This window comes from Streptomyces sp. NPDC020801 (assembly GCF_044334385.1).
Lineage (GTDB): Bacteria > Actinomycetota > Actinomycetes > Streptomycetales > Streptomycetaceae > Streptomyces.
This window is the reverse complement of sequence record NZ_JBIRST010000017.1, coordinates 70333-93866: the sequence shown is the minus strand read 5'-3', so window position 1 is coordinate 93866 and position 23534 is coordinate 70333. Positions and strand designations below refer to the sequence as shown.

Annotated in this window: 18 protein-coding genes and 4 pseudogenes; 18 read left to right on the top strand and 4 right to left on the bottom strand. The window is 73.7% G+C overall.

Annotation, left to right across the window (positions count from 1 at the left end; translation table 11 throughout):
* The first annotated feature begins 62 nt into the window (after window positions 1-62).
* From ACH4UM_RS29735 to ACH4UM_RS29720, 4 genes and pseudogenes are all read left to right on the top strand, one after another.
* Window positions 63-698: a dihydrofolate reductase family protein gene (locus ACH4UM_RS29735; protein WP_398185807.1), complete on the top strand. Its 636-nt coding sequence runs from the start codon at window positions 63-65 to the stop codon at window positions 696-698.
* A 445-nt stretch (window positions 699-1143) separates the two neighbouring features.
* Window positions 1144-1539 carry a ribonuclease domain-containing protein gene (locus ACH4UM_RS29730; RefSeq protein WP_398185804.1) on the top strand — a complete coding sequence of 132 codons (396 nt, stop codon included), beginning with the start codon at window positions 1144-1146 and terminating at the stop codon, window positions 1537-1539.
* Window positions 1540-1643: 104 nt separating this feature from the next.
* A pseudogene (locus ACH4UM_RS29725) lies at window positions 1644-1835 on the top strand (MFS transporter); the annotation flags it as partial.
* 234 nt (window positions 1836-2069) lie between these two features.
* The gene (locus ACH4UM_RS29720; RefSeq protein WP_398185801.1) at window positions 2070-3326 is read left to right on the top strand and encodes a sensor histidine kinase; all 1257 of its coding nucleotides are present in this window, start codon (window positions 2070-2072) and stop codon (window positions 3324-3326) included.
* A 292-nt stretch (window positions 3327-3618) separates the two neighbouring features.
* Here ACH4UM_RS29720 and ACH4UM_RS29715 read toward each other — a convergent pair whose 3' ends face one another.
* Complete coding sequence (locus ACH4UM_RS29715) at window positions 3619-4584, bottom strand: NADPH:quinone reductase (protein ID WP_398185798.1); 966 nt, start codon at window positions 4582-4584, stop codon at window positions 3619-3621.
* A gap of 212 nt (window positions 4585-4796) precedes the next feature.
* On the opposite strand from ACH4UM_RS29715, the pseudogene ACH4UM_RS29710 reads away from it, so the two are divergent.
* Together ACH4UM_RS29710 and ACH4UM_RS29705 are read left to right on the top strand one after the other, a co-directional pair.
* Window positions 4797-4937 (top strand): annotated as a pseudogene (locus ACH4UM_RS29710) (DNA-binding response regulator); the annotation flags it as partial.
* 204 nt (window positions 4938-5141) lie between these two features.
* A complete protein-coding gene (locus ACH4UM_RS29705; RefSeq protein ID WP_398186062.1) occupies window positions 5142-6323 on the top strand; it encodes a cytochrome P450 in 1182 nt (393 codons plus the stop codon).
* A 91-nt stretch (window positions 6324-6414) separates the two neighbouring features.
* Here the strand turns inward: ACH4UM_RS29705 and ACH4UM_RS29700 are convergent, their stop codons facing one another.
* The gene (locus tag ACH4UM_RS29700) at window positions 6415-7437 is read right to left on the bottom strand and encodes a Gfo/Idh/MocA family oxidoreductase (RefSeq protein ID WP_398185795.1); all 1023 of its coding nucleotides are present in this window, start codon (window positions 7435-7437) and stop codon (window positions 6415-6417) included.
* A 117-nt stretch (window positions 7438-7554) separates the two neighbouring features.
* Here ACH4UM_RS29700 and ACH4UM_RS29695 point away from each other — a divergent pair, with 117 nt between their 5' ends.
* The 6 genes and pseudogenes from ACH4UM_RS29695 to ACH4UM_RS29670 all read left to right on the top strand — a co-directional run bounded on the left by ACH4UM_RS29695 (window position 7555) and on the right by ACH4UM_RS29670 (window position 15785).
* Window positions 7555-8304 carry a GntR family transcriptional regulator gene (locus tag ACH4UM_RS29695; RefSeq protein WP_398186059.1) on the top strand — a complete coding sequence of 250 codons (750 nt, stop codon included), beginning with the start codon at window positions 7555-7557 and terminating at the stop codon, window positions 8302-8304.
* Between the two features lie 66 nt (window positions 8305-8370).
* Window positions 8371-8840, top strand: a pseudogene (locus tag ACH4UM_RS29690) (ATP-binding cassette domain-containing protein); the annotation flags it as partial.
* 57 nt (window positions 8841-8897) lie between these two features.
* Entirely contained in the window at window positions 8898-10046 is a 1149-nt protein-coding gene (locus tag ACH4UM_RS29685; RefSeq protein WP_398185792.1) for an ROK family glucokinase, read from the top strand.
* Window positions 10043-10627: a sugar kinase gene (locus tag ACH4UM_RS29680; RefSeq protein WP_398185789.1), complete on the top strand. Its 585-nt coding sequence runs from the start codon at window positions 10043-10045 to the stop codon at window positions 10625-10627. Before ACH4UM_RS29685 ends, ACH4UM_RS29680 begins: the two co-directional genes overlap by 4 nt.
* Window positions 10628-10758: 131 nt before the next feature.
* Window positions 10759-13653, top strand: coding sequence for an SNF2-related protein (locus ACH4UM_RS29675; RefSeq protein WP_398185786.1), 2895 nt, complete (start codon window positions 10759-10761; stop codon window positions 13651-13653).
* Entirely contained in the window at window positions 13653-15785 is a 2133-nt protein-coding gene (locus ACH4UM_RS29670; protein ID WP_398185783.1) for an SWIM zinc finger family protein, read from the top strand. The genes ACH4UM_RS29675 and ACH4UM_RS29670 overlap by 1 nt, the downstream gene beginning before the upstream one ends.
* 31 nt (window positions 15786-15816) lie before the next feature.
* Here ACH4UM_RS29670 and ACH4UM_RS29665 read toward each other — a convergent pair whose 3' ends face one another.
* Complete coding sequence (locus ACH4UM_RS29665; protein ID WP_398185780.1) at window positions 15817-16764, bottom strand: hypothetical protein; 948 nt, start codon at window positions 16762-16764, stop codon at window positions 15817-15819.
* A 431-nt stretch (window positions 16765-17195) separates the two neighbouring features.
* On the opposite strand from ACH4UM_RS29665, the gene ACH4UM_RS29660 reads away from it, so the two are divergent.
* From ACH4UM_RS29660 to ACH4UM_RS29635, 6 genes and pseudogenes are all read left to right on the top strand, one after another.
* Entirely contained in the window at window positions 17196-18491 is a 1296-nt protein-coding gene (locus ACH4UM_RS29660) for an alpha/beta fold hydrolase (RefSeq protein ID WP_398185777.1), read from the top strand.
* A gap of 125 nt (window positions 18492-18616) precedes the next feature.
* A complete protein-coding gene (locus ACH4UM_RS29655; RefSeq protein WP_398185774.1) occupies window positions 18617-19252 on the top strand; it encodes an MBL fold metallo-hydrolase in 636 nt (211 codons plus the stop codon).
* A gap of 69 nt (window positions 19253-19321) precedes the next feature.
* On the top strand, window positions 19322-20101 hold the full coding sequence (locus ACH4UM_RS29650) for an exodeoxyribonuclease III (RefSeq protein ID WP_398185771.1): 780 nt from the start codon (window positions 19322-19324) through the stop codon (window positions 20099-20101).
* Window positions 20102-20249: 148 nt separating this feature from the next.
* On the top strand, window positions 20250-20999 hold the full coding sequence (locus tag ACH4UM_RS29645) for an SDR family NAD(P)-dependent oxidoreductase (protein WP_398185768.1): 750 nt from the start codon (window positions 20250-20252) through the stop codon (window positions 20997-20999).
* 79 nt (window positions 21000-21078) lie between these two features.
* A complete protein-coding gene (locus ACH4UM_RS29640) occupies window positions 21079-21534 on the top strand; it encodes a DUF6278 family protein (RefSeq protein ID WP_398185765.1) in 456 nt (151 codons plus the stop codon).
* 196 nt (window positions 21535-21730) lie between these two features.
* Window positions 21731-21952, top strand: a pseudogene (locus ACH4UM_RS29635) (hypothetical protein); the annotation flags it as partial.
* Here ACH4UM_RS29635 and ACH4UM_RS29630 read toward each other — a convergent pair.
* Window positions 21920-23485, bottom strand: coding sequence for a CocE/NonD family hydrolase (locus ACH4UM_RS29630; protein WP_398185762.1), 1566 nt, complete (start codon window positions 23483-23485; stop codon window positions 21920-21922). The pseudogene ACH4UM_RS29635 and the gene ACH4UM_RS29630 sit on opposite strands and share 33 nt — an antisense overlap.
* Between the last annotated feature and the right edge of the window lie 49 nt (window positions 23486-23534).

The window sequence follows — 23534 nt, the reverse complement described above, 5'->3', positions numbered from 1 at the left end:
CGGGGGCCCGCGGGGTCCGAGCTGATGACAACAGATCCCGCCCCGGAAAGAAGGCACCCGCCATGGGCAAGCTCGTCCTCACCACCTTCGTCACCCTCGACGGCGTCCACCAGGCACCCGGCGGCCCCCGGGAGGACCCCAGCGGCGGCTTCGAGCAGGGCGGCTGGAGCGTTCCGTACGGCGACGACGACTTCGGCCGGTTCATCACCGAGGTCTTCGAACGCGCCGGAGCCTTCCTGCTCGGCCGCCGCACCTACGACATCTTCGCCACCTACTGGCCGAAGATGACCGACCCCGCCGACCCGATCGCCTCCCGGCTGAACGGACTGCCGAAGTACGTCGCCTCCGCCACCCTGACCGACCCCGCCTGGCAGGGCACCACCGTGATCGGCGGGGATCTCGCCAAGGAGGTCACGGCCCTCAAGGAACGCACCGAGGGCGAGCTCCAGGTGCACGGCAGTGGCGCCCTCGCCCGCTCCCTGTTCGCGCAGGACCTCCTCGACACCGTCCACCTGCTGACCTTCCCGGTCGTGCTCGGCTCCGGGCGCCGCCTGTTCGAGGAGGGCGCCGTCCCGACCGCCTTCACGCACACCGGCGGGCGCGTCACCGCGGCCGGTGTGTCCATCCAGTCCTACGACCTCGCGGGCCGCCCCCGCTACGGTTCGTACGAGCTGCCCAGCGACACCGAAAGCGCCTAGCTGGTGCTGCGACCGGAAAGGTTCACCGGCTCGCCGCGCCCGGCAGGGCACCTCGCCGCGGTGTCGCAGCACCCGAGTACGTCCAGTACGCGGGCGACGCTCCGCCTGCGATGCACCGCACCGGACGCCGCGAGCCTTCCGGCAAACCTTTCCGGCGCAGCACCAGCCGGGTGCACGCTGTTCGCGTTCTTCGTGCAGAGGTGAGCCGTACGTCGTACCTCCCCGTCCCGGTCGGCCTGCTGCTCGGCACCGAGCCCCTGTGGGCCGCGGTGGCGGGGAGCGGCTGCGCGGCCTCGGGCTGCTGGGCGCAGCGCGCCGGTGCTTGTGGGGACGGTGTGGGGATGCCGGGCGGCAGGTTAACGTCCGGAAAACTCGGCGGACGTCACGGGAAACTCTTCGAGATTGTCATTGACATGCCATTATCTACGCGCGTCATCATGACTGCATGAGATTCCCCCCACGCATCTCCCGCATGGGCGCCGCGGGCGCCCTCCTGTCCGCCCTGCTCGTGGGCGGCACCGTCACCGCCGCCCAGGCCGGCGCGGCCGCCGCCCCGGTCGGCAGCATCTGCTACGGCGAACTGCCCTCCCAGGCGCACGACACCCTCGGCCTCATCGACCGGGGCGGCCCCTACCCGTACTCGCAGGACGGCAGTGTCTTCCGGAACCGCGAAGGCGTACTGCCCAAACAGTCGGCCGGCTACTACCACGAGTACACGGTCATCACGCCCGGCTCCCCCACCCGTGGCGCCCGGCGCGTCGTCACCGGCGAGCAGAACCAGGAGGACTACTACACCTCGGGCCACTACGCCACGTTCGACCTGATCGACTTCGGCTGCTGACCCCCGGCCGCCGGCCGGGGCGCGTGAGGGCGGTGTGAGCCCGCCACCGTGCCGACGGGTTCACGACGACCCCGCACAGGCAGCGTCCGCCGGCCCGGGGCGCCATCCGGTACGCGGGTGCCGCCCCGGACGGTGCGGGCCGGCGGCGCGGCGAGGCCGCGGCCTTCCCTCCGCAAGAGCGCGGCGCCGCGCTGGGCGCCCGGGGCGCGATCGCGGGCCTGGCCATGGTCTCCGGCCCCGTCGTCGGCGGCTTCATCACGGAATCCGCCTCATGGCAGAGGATCTTCTGGATCAAGTGCCTCGGTGTCGTCCTGCCGGTCTTCGCACGGGCCGGACTCGCCGAGAGCCACGGTCCGCACGCACGGCTGAATCTGCCGGGCACCGCGGCCTTCAGTCACGTCCGCGGGGCGAGCCCCCGTCGCCGTTGGCCCGCCCTCGCGTCCGGCCGGCGCGCCGAAAGTCGGCGCCGCCGCGACTTCGGTAGCCGATCCGCCGCGCGAAGCGGTCAAGTGCGCTGCCGCTGCGTACATTTGCCGACTGTGAGGGATGACGGGACGACGCGGGAACCGCCGGTGTTCACGGGGCGGCGGTGGTGGCTGCCGTCCGCCGTGGCGGACGAACTCGACCCCGACGCCGGGCCGTCGGCACGGCCACGGCGCACCGCGCGCGACTGGCTCGTCGACTTCTCGTGCTTCCTGCTGGCGGTCGCCATCGCGTTCGCCGCCGCGGACTCCGTGCGCCACGATCCGCACACGCCGCACGTCCTGGCCGTCGTCGACCAGGCGCTCGGCGTGCTCGCCTGCGGTGCGGTCTGGCTGCGCCGGCGCCACCCCCTGGCGCTGGCCGTTGCGATGATCCCCGTCGGCTTCGTCTCGAACACCTCGGGCGGCGCCGGCATGGTCGCCCTCTTCACACTCGCGGTGCACCGCCCCTTCCGCTACGTGGTCTGGGCCGGCGGCAGCACGCTCGCACTGGTCCCGGTCTTCTACTGGCTGCGCCCGGACCCGGACCTGCCGCTTCCGGGAGTCGTCGCCTTCTCCGCCGTGCTCACCCTCTCGGTCGTCGGCTGGGGCATGTTCGTACGGTCCAAGCGGCAGCTGATGCTGAGCCTGCGGGACCGGGCCCGGCGCGCCGAGACGGAGGCGCGGCTGCGGGCCGAGCAGGCGCAGCGGCTGGCCCGCGAGGCGATCGCCCGGGAGATGCACGACGTGCTCGCGCACCGGCTGACGCTGCTGAGCGTGCACGCGGGCGCGCTGGAGTTCCGGCCGGACGCACCCCGGGACGAGGTCGCGCGGGCGGCCGGAGTCATCCGGGAGAGCGCGCACGAGGCCCTGCAGGACCTGCGGGAGATCATCGGCGTGCTGCGGGCGGGAGACCCCGACGACGCGGGGCGCCCCCAGCCGAACCTCGCCGCGCTGGAGGCCCTGGTCGCCGAGTCCCGGGAGGCCGGCATGAAGGTGGTCCTGGCACACCACGTCGACGACCCGGCCGCCGTGCCCGCCTCCGTCGGCCGGACCGCCTACCGCATCGCCCAGGAGGGCCTGACCAACGCCCGCAAGCACGCTCCGGGCACGGAGGTCACCGTGACCGTCACCGGCGCCCCGGGCCAGGGCCTCGTCGTCCGTGTGCGCAACCCCGCACCCGAGGGCGAGGTCCCGCACGTCCCCGGCTCCGGCCAGGGCCTGATCGGGCTGACCGAACGGGCCACCCCGGCCGGTGGCACCCTGCGCCACGGGCCCACACCGGGCGGCGGGTTCGAGGTGCGGGGGCGGCTGCCGTGGGGTTAGGGGCACGGGCGCGACCGCCGTGGAGGCGGAGGGCGGGGCGGGGCCCCTCGGCCGCGCGGTCTCGCCGTCTCGAGGTCATGGCGTCTCGCCGTCTCGCCGTCTTGCGGTCTTGGCGTCTCCCGGTCTCGCCGTCTCGCCGTCTCGTGGTCTTGGCGTCTCCCGGTCTCGCCGTCTCGCGGTCTCGCGGTCCTGGCATCTCCCGGTCTCGTGTCGGTGCCGCCGCCGGCCGGTCACCGTCCCCAGGCGGCCCCGGACACCAGTGCCTCCCGCCCCGTGACCGGCACGCCGCCGGTCACGGGCGCAGCACCACGCGGCGGCCGCGCAGTTCGCCCGCTTCCATGCGGCGGTGCGCCGCCGCCGCGGCACCCAGGGGGTGGTACTCCACCGCGCGGGGGCGCAGTCCGCCGGCCGCCAGCAGTTCGTTGACCGCTGCCGCCGCCCCGGCCAGTTCGGCGGTCGTCGCGTGCGAGATGGCGAACCCCCTTACGGAACCGTCCTTCATGTACAGCGGGCCGACCGGCAGGGTGGGCTCGTCCCGGGCACCGGACATCAGGACGACACGGCCCCGCTGGGCGAGGAGCGCGACCGCGGTCCTGAGGTCGTTGCTGCCCGAGGTGTCGATGTGGACGTCTACACCGCCGGGAGCCAGTGACGCCAGCCGCTCCGCGAGTCCGGCGGCCCGGTAGTCCACGACCTCGGCCGCGCCCAGGGACCTTACGTGGGCGTGGTCGCGCGGCGCGGCCGTGGCCAGGACGCGTGCGCCCGCCCGGGCCGCGAGTTCCACCAGCGCGCCGCCGACGTTGCCGGCCGCGCCGCCGACCAGGACCGTGCCGCCCGGGCGCAGCCCGCCGTGCGTGAACAGGGCCAGATGGGCGGTGGCGGCGGGATGGAACACGGCCACCGCCTCCTCGGGCCGCACGCCGGGCGGCAGCCGGTAGAGGCGGCCGGCGGGCACGGCGGCCCGTTCCGCGGCCGCTCCCTGCCGCCCGCCGTGGCCGAGGCTGTTGCACCACACCGTCTCGCCCACGGCGAAGCCGGACGCCGCGGACGCCACCGTGCCCACGAGGTCCCGCCCGATCACGAAGGGAAAGGACAGCGGCGTACGGAAGACGCCGGAACGGACGAAGGCGTCCACCGGGTCGACCGCGGTCGCCAGCACGTCCACCAGCACCTCGCCGGGGCCCGGCTCGGGATCGGGCAGCTCACCCCAGCGGATCACGTCGGGCGGACCAAGCCGTTCGATGTACGCGGCACGCATCAACGTCCATTTTCCCACCGGACCTGCGCGAGTGCGCTCCCGCCCGCAGGCGCGGCCCGCACCGGGGCGTACGACGGTCCCGCGCAGGAGGTACGACGGTCCCGCGCGGGAGGTACGACGGTCCCGCGCGGGAGGCATGACGGGTCCCGCGCGGAAGGTACGACGGCGAGCCGGTGTGCCCGGTGCGCGGGCGGTTCGGTTGGATGGGGCTCATGACCCCGATTCGACTGCTCCTCGTCGACGACGACCCGCTGGTGAGAGCAGGTCTGTCCCTCATGATGGGCGGCGCGGACGACATCGAGATCGTCGATGAGGCGGCCGACGGAGCCGAGGTCGAGGCGCTGGTCCACCGTCTCGGCGCGCCGGTCGCCGGGGACGGTGCCGGCCGCGTGTCTCCCGCACCCTCGCCAGGCTGGCACTCAACAACCGTGTGCAGATCGCGCTCCTCGCCCATGACGCGGGGCTTCTCGAAAAGGACACGCCGTAGGGGCACTCCGGCAGCCCGCCGTGCGTTGTCCGGGCACGGGGAGCCGCGCGCGCTCCAGAGGGGAGAGGTGATGGCGGACGTGATCGACCTCGGGGAGTACGGGGAGGAGTTCCGGGCGGACCCGCACCCCGTCTACGCCGAACTGCGCGCACTCGGCCCGGTGCACCGGGTCCGTCTGCCCTCGCCCGAGGCCTACGACACCTGGCTCGTCGTGGGGTACGAGGAGGCGCGCGCCGCTCTGGCCGACCCACGGCTGGCCAAGGACTTCGGCAGGGTCGGCGAGACGTTCCTGGAGGAGCGGGTGATCGGCAAGCACCTGCTGGTCACCGACCCGCCGCAGCACACCCGGCTGCGTTCGCTGGTCACCCGCGCGTTCACCGCGCGGCGCGTCGAGGCCCTGCGGTCGCGCATCCAGGAGATCACCGACGAGCTGCTGGACGCGATGCTGCCGTGCGGGCGCGCCGACCTGGTGGAGGCGTTCGCGTATCCGCTGCCGATCACGGTCATCTGCGAGCTGCTCGGCGTGCCCGAGATCGACCGGGTCGCGTTCCGGGAGATGTCCAACGAGGTGGTCGCCCCCACGGGCGGGGAGTCCTACGAACGCGCCGTGGACCGGCTCGGCGCCTACCTCACCGAGCTGATCGAGGGCAAGCGGTCCGCCGGACCGGCCGACGACCTGCTCAGCGTGCTGATCCGCACCACCGCCGAGGACGGCGACCGGCTCTGTGGCGGGGAACTGCGGGGTATGGCCTTCCTGTTGCTCATCGCGGGCCACGAGACGACGGTCAACCTCATCACCAACGCAGTGCACGCCCTGCTCACGCACCCCGGCCAACTCGCCGCGCTGCGGGCCGACTTCGACCTCCTCGACGGCGCCGTCGAGGAGACACTGCGCTACGAGGGCCCGGTGGAGAACGCCACATTCCGCTACGCGGCCGAGCCCCTGGAGATCGCCGGCACCGCCATCGCACAGGGCGAGGCGGTGATGATCGGCCTCTGCGCGGCCGACCGGGACGGTGACCGCTACGCCGCCCCGGACCGCTTCGACATCCTCCGCGACGCCCGCGGCCACCTCGCCTTCGGCCACGGCATCCACTTCTGCCTGGGCGCGCCGCTCGCCCGCCTGGAGGCCCGCACCGCGATCCGGAGCCTGCTGGAGCGCGCCCCCGGCCTCGCCCTCGACGGTCCGCCCGGGGAGTGGCTGCCGGGCATGCTCATCCGGGGGATGCGCAGCCTGCCGGTGCGCTGGTAGGGCAGTCGGCGCCGGCGGGGCAGCCGGCGCGGGTGGGGCGCCGGCGGGGGTGGGGCGCCGGCGGGGCAGCCGGGCGCCGTTCACCGCCTGTCTACGGGAGGACCGCCCGGTCGCCGCCCGGGATCTCCGCCAGGCCCACCGGCCGGTGCTCGCGCCGGGAGAGCTCGCAGGCCTCGGCCACGCGCAGCGCCTGAAGCGCCTCGCGCCCGTCGCAGGGGTTGGGCCGCTCGCCCAGCACGACCTCGACGAAGGCGCACAGCTCGGCCTCGTAGGCGGGGCCGAAGCGTTCCAGGAAACCGGTCCACGGCTTGTCCGCGGCCGGCGGGCCGGTCGGCTCGGTGGACGCGATCGGGGTGCGGTCGTCGAGGCCGACCACGATCTGGTCCCGCTCGCCGGCCAGTTCCATGCGCACGTCGTAGCCCGCGCCGTTCAGCCGGGTCGCCGTCACCGTGGCGAGGGTGCCGTCGTCGAGGGTGAGCAGCGCCGTGCCCGTGTCCACGTCGCCCGCCTCGCGGAACATGGCGGGGCCGGCGTCGGACCCGGCCGCGTACACGTCGACGACCTCGTGTCCCGTCACCCAGCGCAGAATGTCGAAGTCGTGGATCAGCGTGTCCCGGAACAGCCCGCCGGACACCGGAAGCCAGGCGGCCGGCGGTGGCGCCTGGTCGGAGGTCAGCGCGCGGACCGTGTGCAGCCGGCCGAGCCGGCCGGAGCGCACCGCGTCCCGGGCGCCGGTGTAGCCGGCGTCGAAGCGGCGCTGGAAGCCCATCTGCAGGACCGTGCCGGCCGCCTCCACCTCGGCGAGTGCGTGCAGGGTGCCCGGCAGGTCCAGCGCGATCGGCTTCTCGCAGAACACCGGGAGCCCCGAGCGTGCTGCCCGACCGATCAGTTCGGCGTGGGCCGACGTCGCCGTGGTGATCACCACGGCGTCCACGCCCCACTTGAAGATCTCGTCCACCCCGGGGGCCGCCGTCTCGCCCAGCCGGTGGGCGAGTTGCTGGGCTCGCGCCGGATCGACGTCGGTGAGGATCAGGGAGCCGACCTCGCGATGGCGGCTGAGTGTGTTCGAATGAACGGTACCGATGCGGCCTGTACCGATGACCCCGATGCGCATGAGAACAAAGTGAGGGCGGACCCCGGACGCTGTCAATGCGTATGTCCGGACAATCGGACTACACGACTTCCCGTCAACCGGCCACGGGGCTACGCTCGGGCCGTGCCGAAACCAGAAGTGGACCCGACCCGCTCGCTCGAGCTCAGTGTCGACCGGAGCTCGCCGGTGCCCTTGTACTTCCAGTTGTCGCAGCAGCTGGAGGTGGCGATCGAGCGCGGCGCGCTCACCCCCGGCAGTCTGCTGGGCAACGAGATCGAGCTCGCCGCGCGGCTGGGCCTGTCCCGGCCAACCGTCCGCCAGGCCATCCAGTCCCTGGTCGACAAGGGGCTCCTCGTCCGCCGCCGCGGGGTGGGCACGCAGGTCGTGCACAGCCAGGTCAAGCGCCCGCTGGAGCTCAGCAGCCTCTATGACGACCTGGAGTCGGCCGGGCAGCGACCGGCGACGAAGGTCCTGGTCAACACGGTCGTCCCCGCGTCCGCCGAGGTCGCCGCCGCTCTCGGGGTGGCCGAGGGCGGCGATGTGCACCGCATCGAACGGCTGCGGCTCGCGCACGGCGAGCCGATGGCGTACCTGATCAACCACCTGCCGCCCGGCCTGCTCGATCTGGACACCGGGCAGCTCGAGGCCACCGGCCTGTACCGGCTGATGCGTGCCGCGGGGATCACGCTGCACAGCGCCCGCCAGTCCATCGGCGCCCGCGCCGCCACCCCGGCCGAGGCCGAGCGGCTCGGCGAGGAGGAGGGCGCGCCGCTGCTCACCATGCAGCGTGTCACCTACGACGACACCGGCCGCGCGGTCGAGTTCGGCACCCATACCTACCGGCCGTCGCGGTACTCCTTCGAGTTCCAGCTGCTCGTCCGTTCCTGACCACGCTCCCGCCCCGCGCCGGCGGGCACAATGTCCGGACAATGTGACCGGGCTCCGCTCCCCGCCGCCGAGCCCCGCAGGGGCGCCGGCCCCTTCCAGCGCCTGGACGCCGGCCTCATGCGCGAGACCACACGGGCCGAGCTGCTGCGCACGGGTATCGACCTCAGGGACGTCGACCAGCCCATCGGCACCCTCTCGGGCGGTGATCGGCAGCGCGTGGCGATCGCTCGGGCCGTGTACTTCGGAGCGAAGGTGCTCGTCCTCGACGAGCCCACGGCGGCGCTGGGCGTGAATCAGTCGGGCGTGGTGCTGAAGTATGTGGCGGCGGCAGGCGACAAGGGCCTGGGTGTTGTTCTCATCACCCACAACCCGCACCACGCGTACCTGGTGGGGGACCGGTTCGTACTCCTGAAACGCGGCACCGTGGTGGGCCGTCACACCCGGGACGAGACCACACCGGAGGAGCTGACCCGGCGGATGCGGGCGGCAGCGAACTGGACGATCTGCGGCACGAGCCGGCGAAGAGCGCGCCGTAAGGGCCCCTGTGCGCCCCGTACGGCACCCTTGGCGGCCGTGAGGCAGAATCGAGCGCGATGAGCACCTACCGCGACCTCACCGCCCCCATCGGCTCCCGCCGGGCCCCGGTGCTGCGCACCGTGGGTACCCGGGAGCGCCGCTCCCACCTGACCGCACCACGGGTGCCGACGGTGGGCATCGACATCGGTGGCACCAAGGTGATGGCGGGCGTCGTCGACGCCGACGGCAACATCCTGGAGCGGCTGCGCACGGAGACCCCCGACAAGTCCAAGAGCCCCAAGGTCGTCGAGGACACCATCGTCGAGCTGGTCCTGGACCTGTCCGACCGGCACGACGTGCACGCGGTCGGGATCGGCGCGGCCGGCTGGGTGGACGCCGACCGCAACCGCGTACTGTTCGCACCCCACCTGTCCTGGCGCAACGAGCCACTGCGCGACCGTCTCTCGGAGCGGCTGTCCGTCCCGGTCCTGGTCGACAACGACGCCAACGCCGCCGCCTGGGCCGAGTGGCGCTTCGGCGCCGGCCGCGGCGAGGACCACCTCGTCATGATCACGCTGGGCACCGGCATCGGCGGCGCGATCCTGGAGGACGGGCAGGTCAAGCGGGGCAAGTTCGGCGTCGCCGGCGAGTTCGGGCACATGCAGGTCGTGCCCGGCGGCCACCGCTGCCCGTGCGGCAACCGGGGCTGCTGGGAGCAGTACAGCTCCGGCAACGCCCTGGTGCGGGAGGCACGCGAGCTGGCCGCGGCCGACTCCCCGGTCGCCTACGGGATCATCGACCGCGTCAAGGGCAACGTCTCCGACATCACCGGCCCGCTGATCACCGAGCTGGCCCGCGAGGGCGACGCCATGTGCGTCGAACTGCTCCAGGACATCGGCCAGTGGCTCGGCGTAGGCATCGCCAACCTGGCCGCCGCCCTCGACCCGTCCTGCTTCGTCATCGGCGGCGGTGTCTCCGCGGCCGACGATCTGCTGATCGGCCCCGCGCGGGACGCCTTCAGGCGGCACCTCACGGGCCGCGGCTACCGACCCGAGGCCCGGATCGCCCGCGCCCAGCTCGGTCCCGAGGCCGGCATGGTCGGCGCCGCCGACCTGGCCCGGCTGGTCGCACGCCGCTTCCGCCGCGCCAAGCGGCGCCGGGTCGAGCGGTACGAGCGCTACGAGCGGTACGCGAAGGCCCGCCGCGCGGCCAGGGAGGCGCTGTGACCATGTCGCTGCCACGCCAGGCGGCGCCCCCCGACGAGCCGCCGCCCCGCCCGGCCGAGGACCGCCGCCACAGAAACCGCCGCAGGGCCCTGACCCTGCTGATCATCGTGCTGCTCATCGGTGTCCCGGCCGGCTACCTGGTGATCTCCGCCGCCCAGAGCCGCAACAGCGGCAAGGACAAGGAGGCCAAGTACTCGGCGACCGGCCTCACCGCCGGCTACCCGGCCAAGGTGCAGCAGCGCATCTACCAGGTGCCGATCCCGCACCCGGCGGACCGGGTCGCCTTCTACGAGACGAACAACTGGAAGACCAGCCGGCTCTACGTCCAGTTCCGCACCACCGAACCCGGCCTGGAGACCTTCCTCCAGGCCATCGGCGTCAACCGCAGCGACCTGAAGAAGGGTGCGATCACCGTCGGCGAGCGGGACAAGAAGATCACCGGCTGGAGGTTCACGAGCGCCGGCCCGTGGTGGGGCCTCACCCACGACCAGAAGAACCCCGCCCCCACCCAGGACGTGGTCGTCAACCTGTCCAACCCGGTGCTGCCGATGGTCTACGTGGTCTCCCGCACCGTCCCCTGACCGGCCGGTGCCCAGGGCGGCCGCACCCGGAGTGGACGGTCGCCCCGGCCGGCGCCGGAGCCGATTGTCAGACCCCGCCCGTAGAGTCGAAGACGACTGACCGGACCGGCGAGCGGGAGGTGACAGAACGTATGAGCGGCACGGCCACGGCGGTGACGGACACGGCGGCGGACGCCGTCTCCGTGCGCCTCGCCGCCGTCTTCCTGCCCGCCCCCCTCCCGCGCGAGGGACGCATCGCCTTCTGGGACCCGGACGGCGAGGTGTGGCCCGGGGACGGCCCGCCCGCGCCCCCGGGGGCCGCGGACGACGCGACACCCCCACCGGCGCACACCCGCACGGAGCTCACGGTCGTACGGCGGCACGGAGCGGACGCCCGCCGCAGGACCGCCCCCGCGCTGTCCCTGCCCCTCGACGAGGCACTGCCCCATCTCGTGCGCGCCCGGCACGACCCGGCGGCCCACCCCGCCGCGGCCTGCTGGGGCGCGGCCGCCCTGCACGCGCTGCGGCTCACCGCCCGCGGCCGGCTGCTGCCCGGCCTGACCGCCACCGGACACGACGCCTGGCGCGCCGGCCCCCTGGACCCGGACGACATCGCCCACCTGCGCGCGGTCGCCGCCGCCCTGCCGTACGAGGGCCACGCGGCCCCGCTCCCCGGCCCCGGCCCGCTGCGGCTGCCCGAACCGGAAGCGCTGCTGCGCACCTTCCTCGACGCCGTCGCCGACACCCTGCCCCGCACCCCGGCCGCGCCCCACACCCTGGGCAGGCCCTTCGCGGACCGACGGCCCCAGCACCTGCCGCACGCACACGACTGGGCGGCCGAGGTCGCCGCCGGCATGGACGCCGGGGTGCGGATCTCACTGCGGCTGGACCTGTCGGCGTACGACCTGTTCGACGGGGACGTGGACGACGACGGGACGGCGCGCAGGGCGGGTGCGGCCGTCGTCCAGGTGCACAGCCTCGCGGACCCCACCCTCGTGGCAGACGCGGCGGCCCTGTGGGCGGGCGAGGCGGACACGGCGTTCGGGCCACGCGCGCGGGTGGACGCCGCCCTGGCCGTGCGGCGCGCGGCGCGCGTGTGGCCCCCACTGGACCGGCTCGCCGAGCAGGAGGTGCCCGACGTCCTCGCCCTGTCCGAGGAGGAGGTGAGCGAGCTGCTCGGGGTGGCCGCCACCCGGCTCGCGGCGGCCGGCGTCGCCGTGCACTGGCCCCGGGACCTGGCGCAGGACCTGACCGCGGCCGCGGTGGTGCGGCCCGCGCCGGGTTCCGCGACCGACGGCACCGGCTTCTTCGAGAGCGAGGAACTGCTGCGGTTCCGCTGGCAGCTGGCGCTCGGCGGCGATCCGCTCACCGAGGCCGAGATGGACACCCTCGCCGAGGCCCACCGCCCGGTCGTACGGCTGAGGGACCGCTGGGTGCTCGTCGACCCGGCCCTCGTCCGCAGGGCCCGCAAACGCGACCTGGGCCTGCTCGACCCGGTCGACGCGCTCTCCGTCGCCCTCACCGGCACCGCCGAGGTCGACGGCGAGATGGTCGAGGCGGTACCGGCCGGTGCCCTCGCGACACTCCGGGAACGGCTCACGGCCAAGGTGTGCCCCGCCGAGCCGCCACCGGGCCTTGACGCCACCCTCCGCGACTACCAGCTGCGCGGCCTGGCCTGGCTCGACCTCATGACCTCCCTCGGCCTGGGCGGCTGCCTCGCCGACGACATGGGCCTGGGCAAGACGGTCACGCTCATCGCCCTGCACCTGAAGCGGTCGCGCGGCGAACCGACGCTCGTGGTCTGCCCGGCGTCGCTCCTGGGCAACTGGCAGCGGGAGATCACCCGGTTCGCCCCCGGCGTCCCCGTCCGCCGCTTCCACGGCCCCGAGCGCGCCCTGGACGGCCTCGACGGCGGCTTCGTCCTCACCACGTACGGCACGATGCGGTCGGCGTCCGCGCTGCTGGCAGAACAGCGGTGGGGCATGGTCGTCGCGGACGAGGCACAGCACGTCAAGAACCCGTACTCGGCGACCGCGAAGGCCCTGCGCACGATCCCGTCCCCCGCGCGCGTGGCGCTCACCGGCACACCCGTGGAGAACAACCTCTCCGAACTGTGGGCCCTGCTCGACTGGACCACCCCCGGCCTCCTGGGCCCCCTGAAGTCCTTCCGCGCCCGGCACGCGCGCGCGGTGGAGAACGGTGAGGACGGCGAGGCGGTGGAGCGGCTGGCCCGCCTGGTGCGGCCCTTCCTGCTGCGCCGCAGGAAGTCCGACCCAGGCATCGTCCCCGAGCTCCCGCCCAAGACGGAGACCGACCACCCGGTCCCGCTCACCCGCGAACAGGCCGCGCTGTACGAGGCGGTGGTGCGCGAGTCGATGCTCGCCATCGAGACGGCGCAGGGCATGGCCCGCCGAGGGCTGGTCCTGAAGCTGCTGACCTCGCTCAAGCAGATCTGCGACCACCCGGCGCTGTACCTGAAGGAGGAGCACGCGCGGGGCACCGGCGACCGCCTCGCCGCCCGCTCGGGCAAACTCGCCCTGCTGGACGAACTGTTGGACACCCTCCTCGCCGAGGACGGCTCGGCGCTGGTCTTCACCCAGTACGTGGGCATGGCCCGCCTGGTCTCCGCCCACCTCGCCGCCCGCGCGGTCCCCGCCGACCTCCTCCACGGCGGTACCCCGGTCCCGGAGCGCGAGCGCATGGTGGACCGCTTCCAGAGCGGCGCGACGCCGGTCCTCGTACTCTCCCTCAAGGCGGCGGGAACCGGCCTGAACCTCACCCGCGCGGGCCACGTCGTCCACTTCGACCGCTGGTGGAACCCGGCGGTCGAGGAACAGGCCACCGACCGCGCCTACCGCATCGGCCAGACCCAGCCCGTCCAGGTCCACCGCCTGATCACCGAGGGCACCGTCGAGGACCGCATCGCCGAGATGCTCGCGTCCAAGCGCGCCCTCGCCGACGCGATCCTCGGCACCGGCGAGTCGGCCCTCACGGAACTGACCGATCGCGAGCTGTCCGACCTGGTGGCGTTGCGGAGGGAGGGCTGATGGACGAGCGACCCGCCGACGAGGCACGCCGGGCCCTGCGCGCCGCCCGGCAGCGGCGGACACCCGCCGGGACCCCCGAAGGAGCGCGCGGGCCCATGCGCCGCGACCCCGAAACGGAGCAGCCGGCCGGCGAGGCGAACCGGCCTGCGGCCGCCGCGCGGGACGCCCTGCGGGGCGCGGTCCTGGCCCGCCGGGGTGACCGCCCCACGGACGGCGGGGTCCAGGGGCCGCAGGCGGAGGCGGCGGAGGACACCACCGACGGTGCCTCGACGGGTCGGTCCCCTGAGCCCGCCGGTGATCCGGCCGCCGCTGCGCCGATCCCCGCACCGCCCGGCGAAGGCCCCGCCGCACCGGAACAGGGCACCGGGCCGCGCCCCGCGGACGCCGCGCGCGAGGCGCTGCGCGCCGCGCTGGCCCACCGTGAGGCCCGGACGGAGCAGAACCGTACGGCCCCGGCGACGGCAGCAGCCACGACCGGGCGCGCACCCACTCGGCCCGCGGCGGGCGACGCCCCTGCCCGGAGCGATATCGCGGGCCCCCGCAGGGACCTGGGCGCCCGTCACGTACGGGAGTTGCTCACCGGAGCCCTTCGGATGCCCGCGGACGCGACCGAGCCGACGCGGGAACCCGGCGGCACGGGCGGCAAGGGCAGCGGCAAGGCGCCGGAACGGATGAGTCCGGCGCCCCCGTCGCCCGGCGGCGACCACCGCCCACCACCCGGCGGCCACGGCTCCGAGGAACATCCGCCCGAGGGGCACGCGCCCTTGGAACACCCCGGAACCACCCCCACTCCCACCCCCGTCCCGCAGCCGGCGCCGGGCCGCCCCGTCGCCCCTGCCGCACCCGCCTCACCGCAAGTCCCCCGCACCATGGCCTCCCCCCGGCGGGACGGCGAACTCCGGCGCACCTTCCCGGCGTTCACGGACCGGGCCCCGGACGGCTCCGGCTTCGCCGAGACCTGGTGGGGGAACGCATGGGTCACCGCCCTGGAGGAGGGAGCGCTGGACGCGGCGCGGCTGGCCCGGGGACGCGGCTACGCGGAGAAGGGCCATGTGGACGCCATCACCGTGACGCCGGGGCAGGTCCTGGCGTACGTACAGGGCAGCCGGCCGCGCCCCTACCGGGTCCAGGTGCGGCTGCGGACGCTGGACGACGCCGACTGGGACCGTTTCCTGGACGCCGCCGCCGAACGTCCGGGGCACATCGCCGCGCTCCTGGACAAGGAGATGCCCCAGTCCCTGGCCGACTGCGGGGTCCCCCTGCTCCCGGGCCCCGGCGACCTGGAACCGCACTGCAGCTGCCCCGACCGCGGCCACCCCTGCAAACACGCCGCCGCCCTCTGCTACCGGACCGCACGCCTGCTGGACGCCGACCCCTTCGTGCTGCTCCTCCTGCGCGGCCGGGGCGAGCGTGAACTGCTCGACGCCCTGTCCCGGCTGAGTGCCACCCGCGCGGCCCGCGCCGCGCAGGAAAGGGAGCCGGAGCCGCTGCCGTCGGTGCGCGCCGGTGATGCCCTCGCCCCGCGCCGACTCCCGCCCCTGCCCGCCCCGTTGCCGCCGCCCCCGCACCCCGGGCAGCCCCCGGTGTACCCGGCGGCGCCGGGCGGTCCCGACCCCTTCGCGCTGGACCAGCTGGCGACCGACGCCGCGGCCAGGGCGCACGCCCTGCTCACCACTGGCCGCGACCCGGTCGGCGGGCTCACGCTGTGGCAGGACGCGGTGCGCCTCGCCGCGGCCCGCCCCGGTTCCGGCCTGACCGCCGCCACCCGCTCCCTCTACGCCTCGCTCGCCTCCGCGGCCGGACGCACCCCGGCGGAGCTGGCGCGCGCGGTGGCCGCCTGGCGGCAGGGCGGCCCGGAAGGGCTCGCCGTCCTCGAGGAACCGTGGGACCCGCCCGCCGGACGGTTCGACCGGGCCCGCCCGCTGCTCCTCGCCGCCGACCTGCCCGCCTTCCGCCCCCGGCACAACCGGCTCACCCACCCCGGCGGTCATGTCCAGCTCCGCCTGGGCCGGGACGGCCTGTGGTACGCCTACGAGTCCGAGCCCGGCCGCGACGACTGGTGGCCCCGCGGCACCCCCGACCTGGACCCGGTCGGCGCCCTGACGGGCCTCGGCACACCCGGCGACCTCTGAGGACCCACTCGGTCCCCACCGGCGTCCCGGATCACCGTGCCTTGTTCCGCGCGGACTCGAACACGGCCAGCGGATCGCCCTCCGAGCGCCAGGGCCAGCTGGTGACCCTCCCGTCGATGGCTTCGAAGAGGGGCGCGGCCTCACGTCGTCTGTTGGCGGCCGTCAACGCGTAGGCGAGCAGGTTGAGATCCGCGATGGCCGCCGCGTGCGAGAAGAACGTCTCCTGCGGCCAGGTGACCCGTGCCCGCTCCAGGAGTTCGGCTGCCTGCACGCCCTTCCAGTGATTGCCGGCCAGAAGTCCCACCGCACCACCACGGGACACCGCGGCGTGGAACTGCATGATGTGGGCCGTGAGCTCCACCGCGGCGCAGGGCGCGTTCGCCGGCATGTGCGTCCGTACCGAGTCGACGAACTCCAGCATCTGGGCGTGCGAACCCGACTCCTGGGGGCTCAGATAGGCGAGCATGCTCAGATACGCCTCGCGGTGCCATCGGTCCCGCGTCACGATCTCGTTCCAGATCGCGTAGACGTCCTGCCTGGCACAGCCCGCCAGTCGCGCGACGCCCAGCAGGACCACCCAGGGTGCCGGGTCCTGCGGGGCGATGTCCGCCACCAGCAGACACCGCTTCCAGACGACGGCGGCATCCTGCAACCCCCCGGAGACGCGGCCCTCCTCGAGTTCGCACCACGACTGCAGAAGCAGGGCGCTGGCGTTGCGGGGCTCCCGCTTCGCCCAGGCGGCCGGCAGGTACGACTCGGACAGAAAACCGGCCAGGACGGACAAGCGGTGCGCCCTCCGGTCGAAGTCCCCGGGATCCTGTTCCAGGAGGCGGGCGATCTGAGCCACACAAAGGTCCGCCGTTCCCGCGGTATTGGTCCTGGCCATCGAAACCAGACGCTTCAGGAGCTTGCCCAGATCGGCGTCGTCGAGTTCCGGAGCCAGACGCGGAGTCCTGCCGCGAGATGAGAAGAAGGCCATGTGCGCAGGCTAGGAGTGGCACAACCGCCCACAAGATACGCACGTGGATCGTTACAGGATGCTTGTCGCAAACCCCGTTACTCGTCCGTATGGCGAGATGCGGTCTTCCCGAGACCTCGCCCGAGAACCCAAGACCCCCTCGCACACCGGGACGACGGCGGGTGACCCGACGCAGTGGCCGACCCGGACAGCCGGCCCGCGACGCCGGCCCGCAACCCGTACGGCCTTGCTGCTCCGACCGCACCGACGAGGATCGGTGCCGTTCCGCAGCACGTGCGGTGGGCCGGACTCACGAGCGTGAGGACCACCGAGAAGTGGTACGTCACGCCGGACGCAGAGCATCTACGCGGAGCCGCCACAACGTGGCACGGCTTGCACGGGGCGCCGACCCAAGCACGTGAGAAGTCGTGAGATGTGAGAGCGTGCAGGGCGTGAGTGAGACACCGGCGAACACCCTGCAATACCGCTTTGACGGGCCAGAGGACGCTCCGGTCCTGATCTTGGGACCGTCGTTGGGCACCACCTGGCACATGTGGGACCGGCAGGTCCCGGAGCTGACGAAGCAGTGGCGTGTCCTCCGGTTCGACCTGCCGGGACACGGGGGCGCCCCCGCCCACCCGGCCGGCTCGGTCTCCGACCTGGCCGGCCGGCTGCTGGCCACGCTGGACGGACTCGGGGTGCAGCGCTTCGGCTACGCCGGCTGCGCGCTCGGCGGCGCGGTCGGCGTGGAGCTGGCCCTGCGCCACCCCGAGCGGCTCGCGTCGCTGACGCTGATCGCGGCCTCGCCCCGGTTCGGCACCGCGGACGAGTTCCGGCAGCGCGGGGTGATCGTCCGTACGAACGGGCTCGACCCCATCGCCCGTACGTCCCCGGACCGCTGGTTCACCTCCGGGTTCGCCGCCGCCCAGCCCGCGATCACCGACTGGGCCGTGCAGATGGTGCGCACCACCGACCCCGGCTGCTACATCGCCGCCTGCGAGGCGCTCGCCGCCTTCGACGTCCGGGCCGAGCTCGGCCGCGTGGGTGTGCCGACACTGGTCCTGGTCGGCTCGGAGGACCAGGTCACCGGACCCGCCGAGGCACGCACCCTGGTCGCCGGCATCCGGGACGCCCGCCTCGCCGTCGTGCCGGGCGCCTCCCACCTGGTGCCGGTCGAGCAGCCCGCCGCCGTCACCGATCTGCTGGTCAGACACTTCTCCACCGCCTGGCAGCCCGCTTTCGAGCCGGCCACCGGCCAGATGGCGATCGTCGCGCCCCCTGCCGGGCCCGTCCCGACGGCGCCCCCGCAGACCGGGCCCGTCGCGGAGACAGCCCCGGCGGCGGTGCCGCCCCAGCCCACGGGCAGGCCGGACCCGTACGACATCGGTCTCAAGATCCGGCGCGAGGTGCTCGGTGACGCCCACGTCGACCGGGAGCTGGCCCGCGCCGACGATTTCTCCGGCGACTTCCAGGAGTTCCTCACCCGCTGTGCCTGGGGCGAGATCTGGGACCGGCCCGGCCTCGACCGCCGCACCCGCAGTTGCGTCGCCCTCACGGCGCTGGTCGCGAGCGGCCACCTGGAGGACCTCGCCGCCCACACCCGCGCCGCCCTGCGCAACGGCCTCACTCCGGACGAGATCAAGGAAGTGCTGCTCCAGACGGCCGTCCACTGCGGCATTCCCGCCGCGGGCAGCGCCTTCAGGGTGGCCCAGCAGGTCATCCACGAGGAGACCACCCCGGCCGAGTGACGGGGGAGTGCGGCGGGGTGCCGCCGCCGAGGACGCGGCCGCCCGGGCGGTGATCCTTGAGCCGGGCACCAGGAACACCAGCCTCGGCCACCCGCGCGCGGGGTCCGCGCGGCAGGATGGGAGGCATGAAGTTCACGAAGAAGTCGCACTCCTGCATCCGCCTCGAGAAGGACGGGCGGACGCTCGTCGTCGATCCGGGCATGTTCAGCGAGGACGACGCCACGGCCGGCGCGGAGGCGATCCTCGTCACCCACGAGCACCCCGACCACTTCGACGAGGCCCGGCTGCGCGGCGCCCTGGAGGCCGACCCGGGTCTTGAGATCTGGACCCTGAAGTCCGTCGCGGAGCAGCTCGCCGCGGCCTTCCCGGGCCGCGTCCACACCGTCGGCCACGGCGACGCCTTCACCGCCGCGGGCTTCGACGTCCAGGCCCACGGCGAGCTGCACGCGGTGATCCACCCCGACATCCCGCGCATCACCAACGTCGGCTACCTGATCGACGGCGGCCGCGTCTTCCACCCCGGGGACGCGCTCACGGTCCCCGACCGCCCGGTGGAGACGCTGATGATCCCGGTGATGGCGCCCTGGAACAAGATCTCCGAGGTGATCGACTACGTCCGCGAGGTCAAGCCGCAGCGCGCCTACGACATCCACGACGCCCTCCTCACCGACCTCGCCCGCCCGATCTACGACCGTCAGATCGGCGCGCTGGGCGGCGCGGAACACCTGCGGCTGACATCCGGGGCGTCGGCCGAGCTCTGAGAACGGCGGCCCGGGGGCCGGCAGGCCGGGCAGGAGGCGTTGTCAGTGCCGCCCGGTAGGTTGTCAGGCATGCGCATCGCGACCTGGAACGTGAACTCGATCACCGCCCGCCTGCCCAGGCTGCTGGCCTGGCTGGAGAGCAGCGGCACCGACGTGCTGTGCCTGCAGGAGGCCAAGATCGCCGAGGACCTGTTCCCGTTCGACCAGCTGCGCGATGCGGGTTACGAGGCCGCCGTCCACGCCACCGGGCGGTGGAACGGCGTGGCGGTGCTCTCCAGGGTGGGTCTGGAGGACGTGGTCAAGGGCCTGCCCGGCGACCCCGGCTACGAGGGCGCGCAGGAACCCCGCGCCATCTCCGCGACCTGCGGCCCGGTCCGCGTCTGGTCGGTGTACGTGCCCAACGGCCGCGAGGTGGACCACCCCCACTACGCCTACAAGCTCCAGTGGTTCGAGGCGCTGAAGGCGGCCGTCGCGGGCGACGCCGCCGGCAGCCGCCCCTTCGCCGTCCTCGGCGACTACAACGTCGCGCCGACGGACGACGACGTCTACGACCGGGCGGCTTTCGAAGGCTCCACCCATGTCACCCCCGCCGAGCGCGCGGCCCTGGCCTCCCTGCGCGAGGCCGGCCTCGCGGACGTGGTCCCGCGCCCCCTCAAGTACGACCACCCCTTCACGTACTGGGACTACCGCCAGCTCTGCTTCCCCAAGAACCGCGGCATGCGCATCGACCTGGTGTACGCCAACGAGCCGTTCGCCAAGGCGGTCACCGACGCCTACGTCGACCGCGAGGAGCGCAAGGGCAAGGGCGCCTCGGACCACGCCCCGGTGGTGGTGGACCTCGACGTGTGAGCCGGCGCGCCCCGGGCGCAGGCCGAGGCGGTCCGCGCCTTGCCTGAACGCGGGCGCACTTCACATCCTGGCGTCACGGCCGGCTAGCGGGGCCGGCGAGCGGGGCCGGCGAGCGCGGACGGGCGGTCCGCGGGACGGGAGCGATCCGATGAAGGTGCTGGTGACCGGCGGGACGAGCGGACTGGGACGGGCCATGGCCGAGGCCCTGGCCGGGGCCGGAGCGACCGTCGCGCTGACCGGCCGGTCCGGACGGCGGGCGAGCGCGGTCGCCGCGCAACTGCCGGGCGCGGTGGGCGCGGTCGGCATCGAGCTGGACGTGCGTGAGGAGTCGTCGGTGACCCGAGCCGTCGACGAGGCATGGGCGCGGCTGGACGGCATCGACATGCTGGTGAACAACGCCGGGATCGGCATGCGCACGGTCAACCCACGCTTCATGACGCGTCCCCAGGGCTTCTGGGAGGTGCCGGCCGACGGCTTCCGCGCGGTGATCGAGACCAACCTGACCGGCTACTTCCTGGTGGCACGCGAGGTCGCCCCGAGGATGCTGGCCGCCGGCGGCGGCCGTATCGTCAACATCACGGTGAGCGAGTCGACCATGCGCCGCGCCGGGTTCGTCCCCTACGGGCCGTCGCGGGCCGGCAGTGAGGCGCTGTCCCGGATCATGGCCGCCGACCTCAAGGACACGGGCGTCACCGTCAACCTGCTGCTGCCCGGGGGCGCGACCGCCACGGGCATGCTGCCCCGGGACGCCGTGCCCGGGGGCCGGAGCTTCCTCGAGCCCGAGGTGATGGGCCCGCCCATCGTGTGGCTGGCGTCCGACGACGCGGCCGGGGTGCACGACGAGCGCATCGTCGCCGCCGAGTTCGAGCGCTGGCTGCGCGACAGGACGGCAGGCTGACGACCTCCCGACGGCCGGGGCGGGACCGGGGCCCGCGCGCCTGTGGTGCGCACAGCGGTGCGAATGTCACGCTGGGCCCATGGACATCCCCTTCCTGGGCAAGTGGCGCAAGAGGCAGGGCCCCGCCTTCGGCGTCGCGGTGTTCTCCGAGGCGGGCGAGGACCGGGCGGCCGAGGGCCGTGCGAGCCTGGCCGAACTCCTCTCCGAATGCGAGCTGCTGCGTTCCCAGGCGTCCGAGGCGGGGCTCCGGCTCGACGACTCCGCCGCCTCGCTGGAGGCGCTCGACCAGTTGCTGCCCCGCTGGCGCGACGACGCGGAGACCCTGCCCTGGCTCGGCAACGACGCCGGGCTCTACCTGGGCTCGGTCGTCATCCGGACCGTGCCCGGCGCCGGCTGGGAGATCCGGCCGACCGGGCAGCCGGTCGTGCGGCTGGCCTCCGGACGCGAGATCGATGTGGTGACCGCCGGGCACGAGTGGGCCACCGGCGGCGTACCCGAGCTTTCGCAGCTCTACGCGGAGATCGCGGAGACCTGAGCCCCGGCCGGCCCCCGCCGGGGAATGCCTGCCCGGACGGTCGCGTGTACAACTGCGACGCGAAAAGGCGCGACGTAAATACGGCTATTGCCACAGCAGTGCGTGTCGGGTGTTCCCGCCCCTTGCGCCCGGATAGTTTGCGGCAACCACCACACATATGAGAGTGAGCAGGGCTGGGCATGGCCGTCGAAGGGCGTTCCTCCACGCCGCCGGGCTCATCGCGTCGAACCTCGACTACGATGTGCCGTTCATCCCTGTGGTGACGGCGATCCGGCCCATCGCCAACGGGACCGGGACGCTGCTGCCGGGCGGGGGACCCCCACGGCCCCTCGACCGTAGGGGGCAGCGGTTCACAGAGCCATACCCGGCCGGCGGCAGCCGGAGATCACTGCTCGCGCAGCGGGACCGACAGGTATGACGGGTCGTCCGCCGACGAGGAGAAGGTCAGCTGCGCGCCGGACGGGTTGTGCTCGATGTAGAGCGGGTCCACGGTGTCGACGACGAGGGCCAGCCGGTGCCCGGCCGGGACGTCGTAGGCCGTGGAGTACAGCGGCAGGTCCACGCCGAACGGCGCGCCGGGCGTGCGGTCGTACCAGGTGTACGGCGCATGGGTGACCAGCTTGCCGATGCCGAGCGGACCGACGTCGTAGAGATAGGCGACGAAGGTGCCGCTCCTTTCGGTCGGGGTGAGCGTGGTGTGCAACATCGCGGTGCCGCGCACCTGTTGGGCGGTGGCGTACCGGTCCGACTGCCACACCGCGGCCCAGCGCCGGGGCAGGAGCGGGATCGACGCCATCGGCGGGATCCGGGCGATCTGGTCCAGGATGCTGGACAGGAAGACGACCCCGCCGTCCGCGCCCGAGTCGACGTTGGCGTGGATGGTGGTCGAGCCCGCGAGGTCGAACCTGCTGCGGTCCGCACCCACCGACTTCCAGTTGGGATAGCCCTCGTAGCCGTCCGTGGAACGGGATTCCAGCTGCACCGGCTGCTCGCGGTCGATGCCGTTGTCCTGGCCCCTGAGGTAGTGGTCGAACCAGCGCCTGGTGTCGGTCCACACGTCGTTGGGCAGCCCGAACAGGCCGGGCAGCTCGGCGGTGGCGTGGTCGCCGGGGCGCAGCTCCAGTCTCTTCGGGCCCGTCAGTTTCCCGTAGAAGTCGGCGTACTGGTTGGGGGAGAAGATGGTGTCGCCCCAGCTGTTGGCGAGCATGACGGCCGTGCCGTTCTTGTTGAGCTGGTCGGCGTAGGTCGCGGGAGAACGTTTCCTCCCCCAGTCGATCAGGTCCTGCTCCTTGGCGAGGTTCGAGGCGTAGAAGTCGTCGAACACCTGCCGGGTCTCCGCGCTCTCCCGGCCGGCGACGGTGGCGGCGGTGTCCAGCAGGGCAGCGGCCTGGACGTGCTGGGTGCGGTGGGAGTAGATCGCGCCGATCAGGTCGGCCCAGCCGCTGAGCGAGGCGACGGCCTTGACGCGCTTGTCGTGCTCGGCGGCGAGCAGGCTGATGCCGGCGCCGTAGGAGACGCCCGCCATGCCGATGTGCCGCGGGTCGGCCGGGGTGTTGGCGAGCGCCCAGTCGATCACCTTCGACGCGTCCGCCCAGTCGGGTGGGCCGGCGACGTCTATCTCCCCGCCGGACTGCCAGAAGCCGCGCACGTTGTAGCTGACCACCACATAGCCGGAGTCGGCGAGCCGCTGCGCCTGGGCGAGGTACTCGACCTGGGGAAAGCCCCAGCTCGTGGGCAGGACGATGAGCGGGTAGCCACGGGAGCCTCCGGCGTTCGCCGGGGTGACGACGTTGGCCTTCAGGACGGTTCCGCCGTCGCCGCTGATGTCGACGAAACGGACACCGTTGGAGGCCGCCTGCGCGGTGGGGGCGACTGCCAGGGCGCCGGCGATCACCGTCGCCGAGACGGCCCCCATGGCGGTCGTACGCAGGGCCTTGCGGTGGAATCCCACGGATCACTCCTCACTTGGTCCAGTGCAAAGTGACCCGACGGTAACCGCA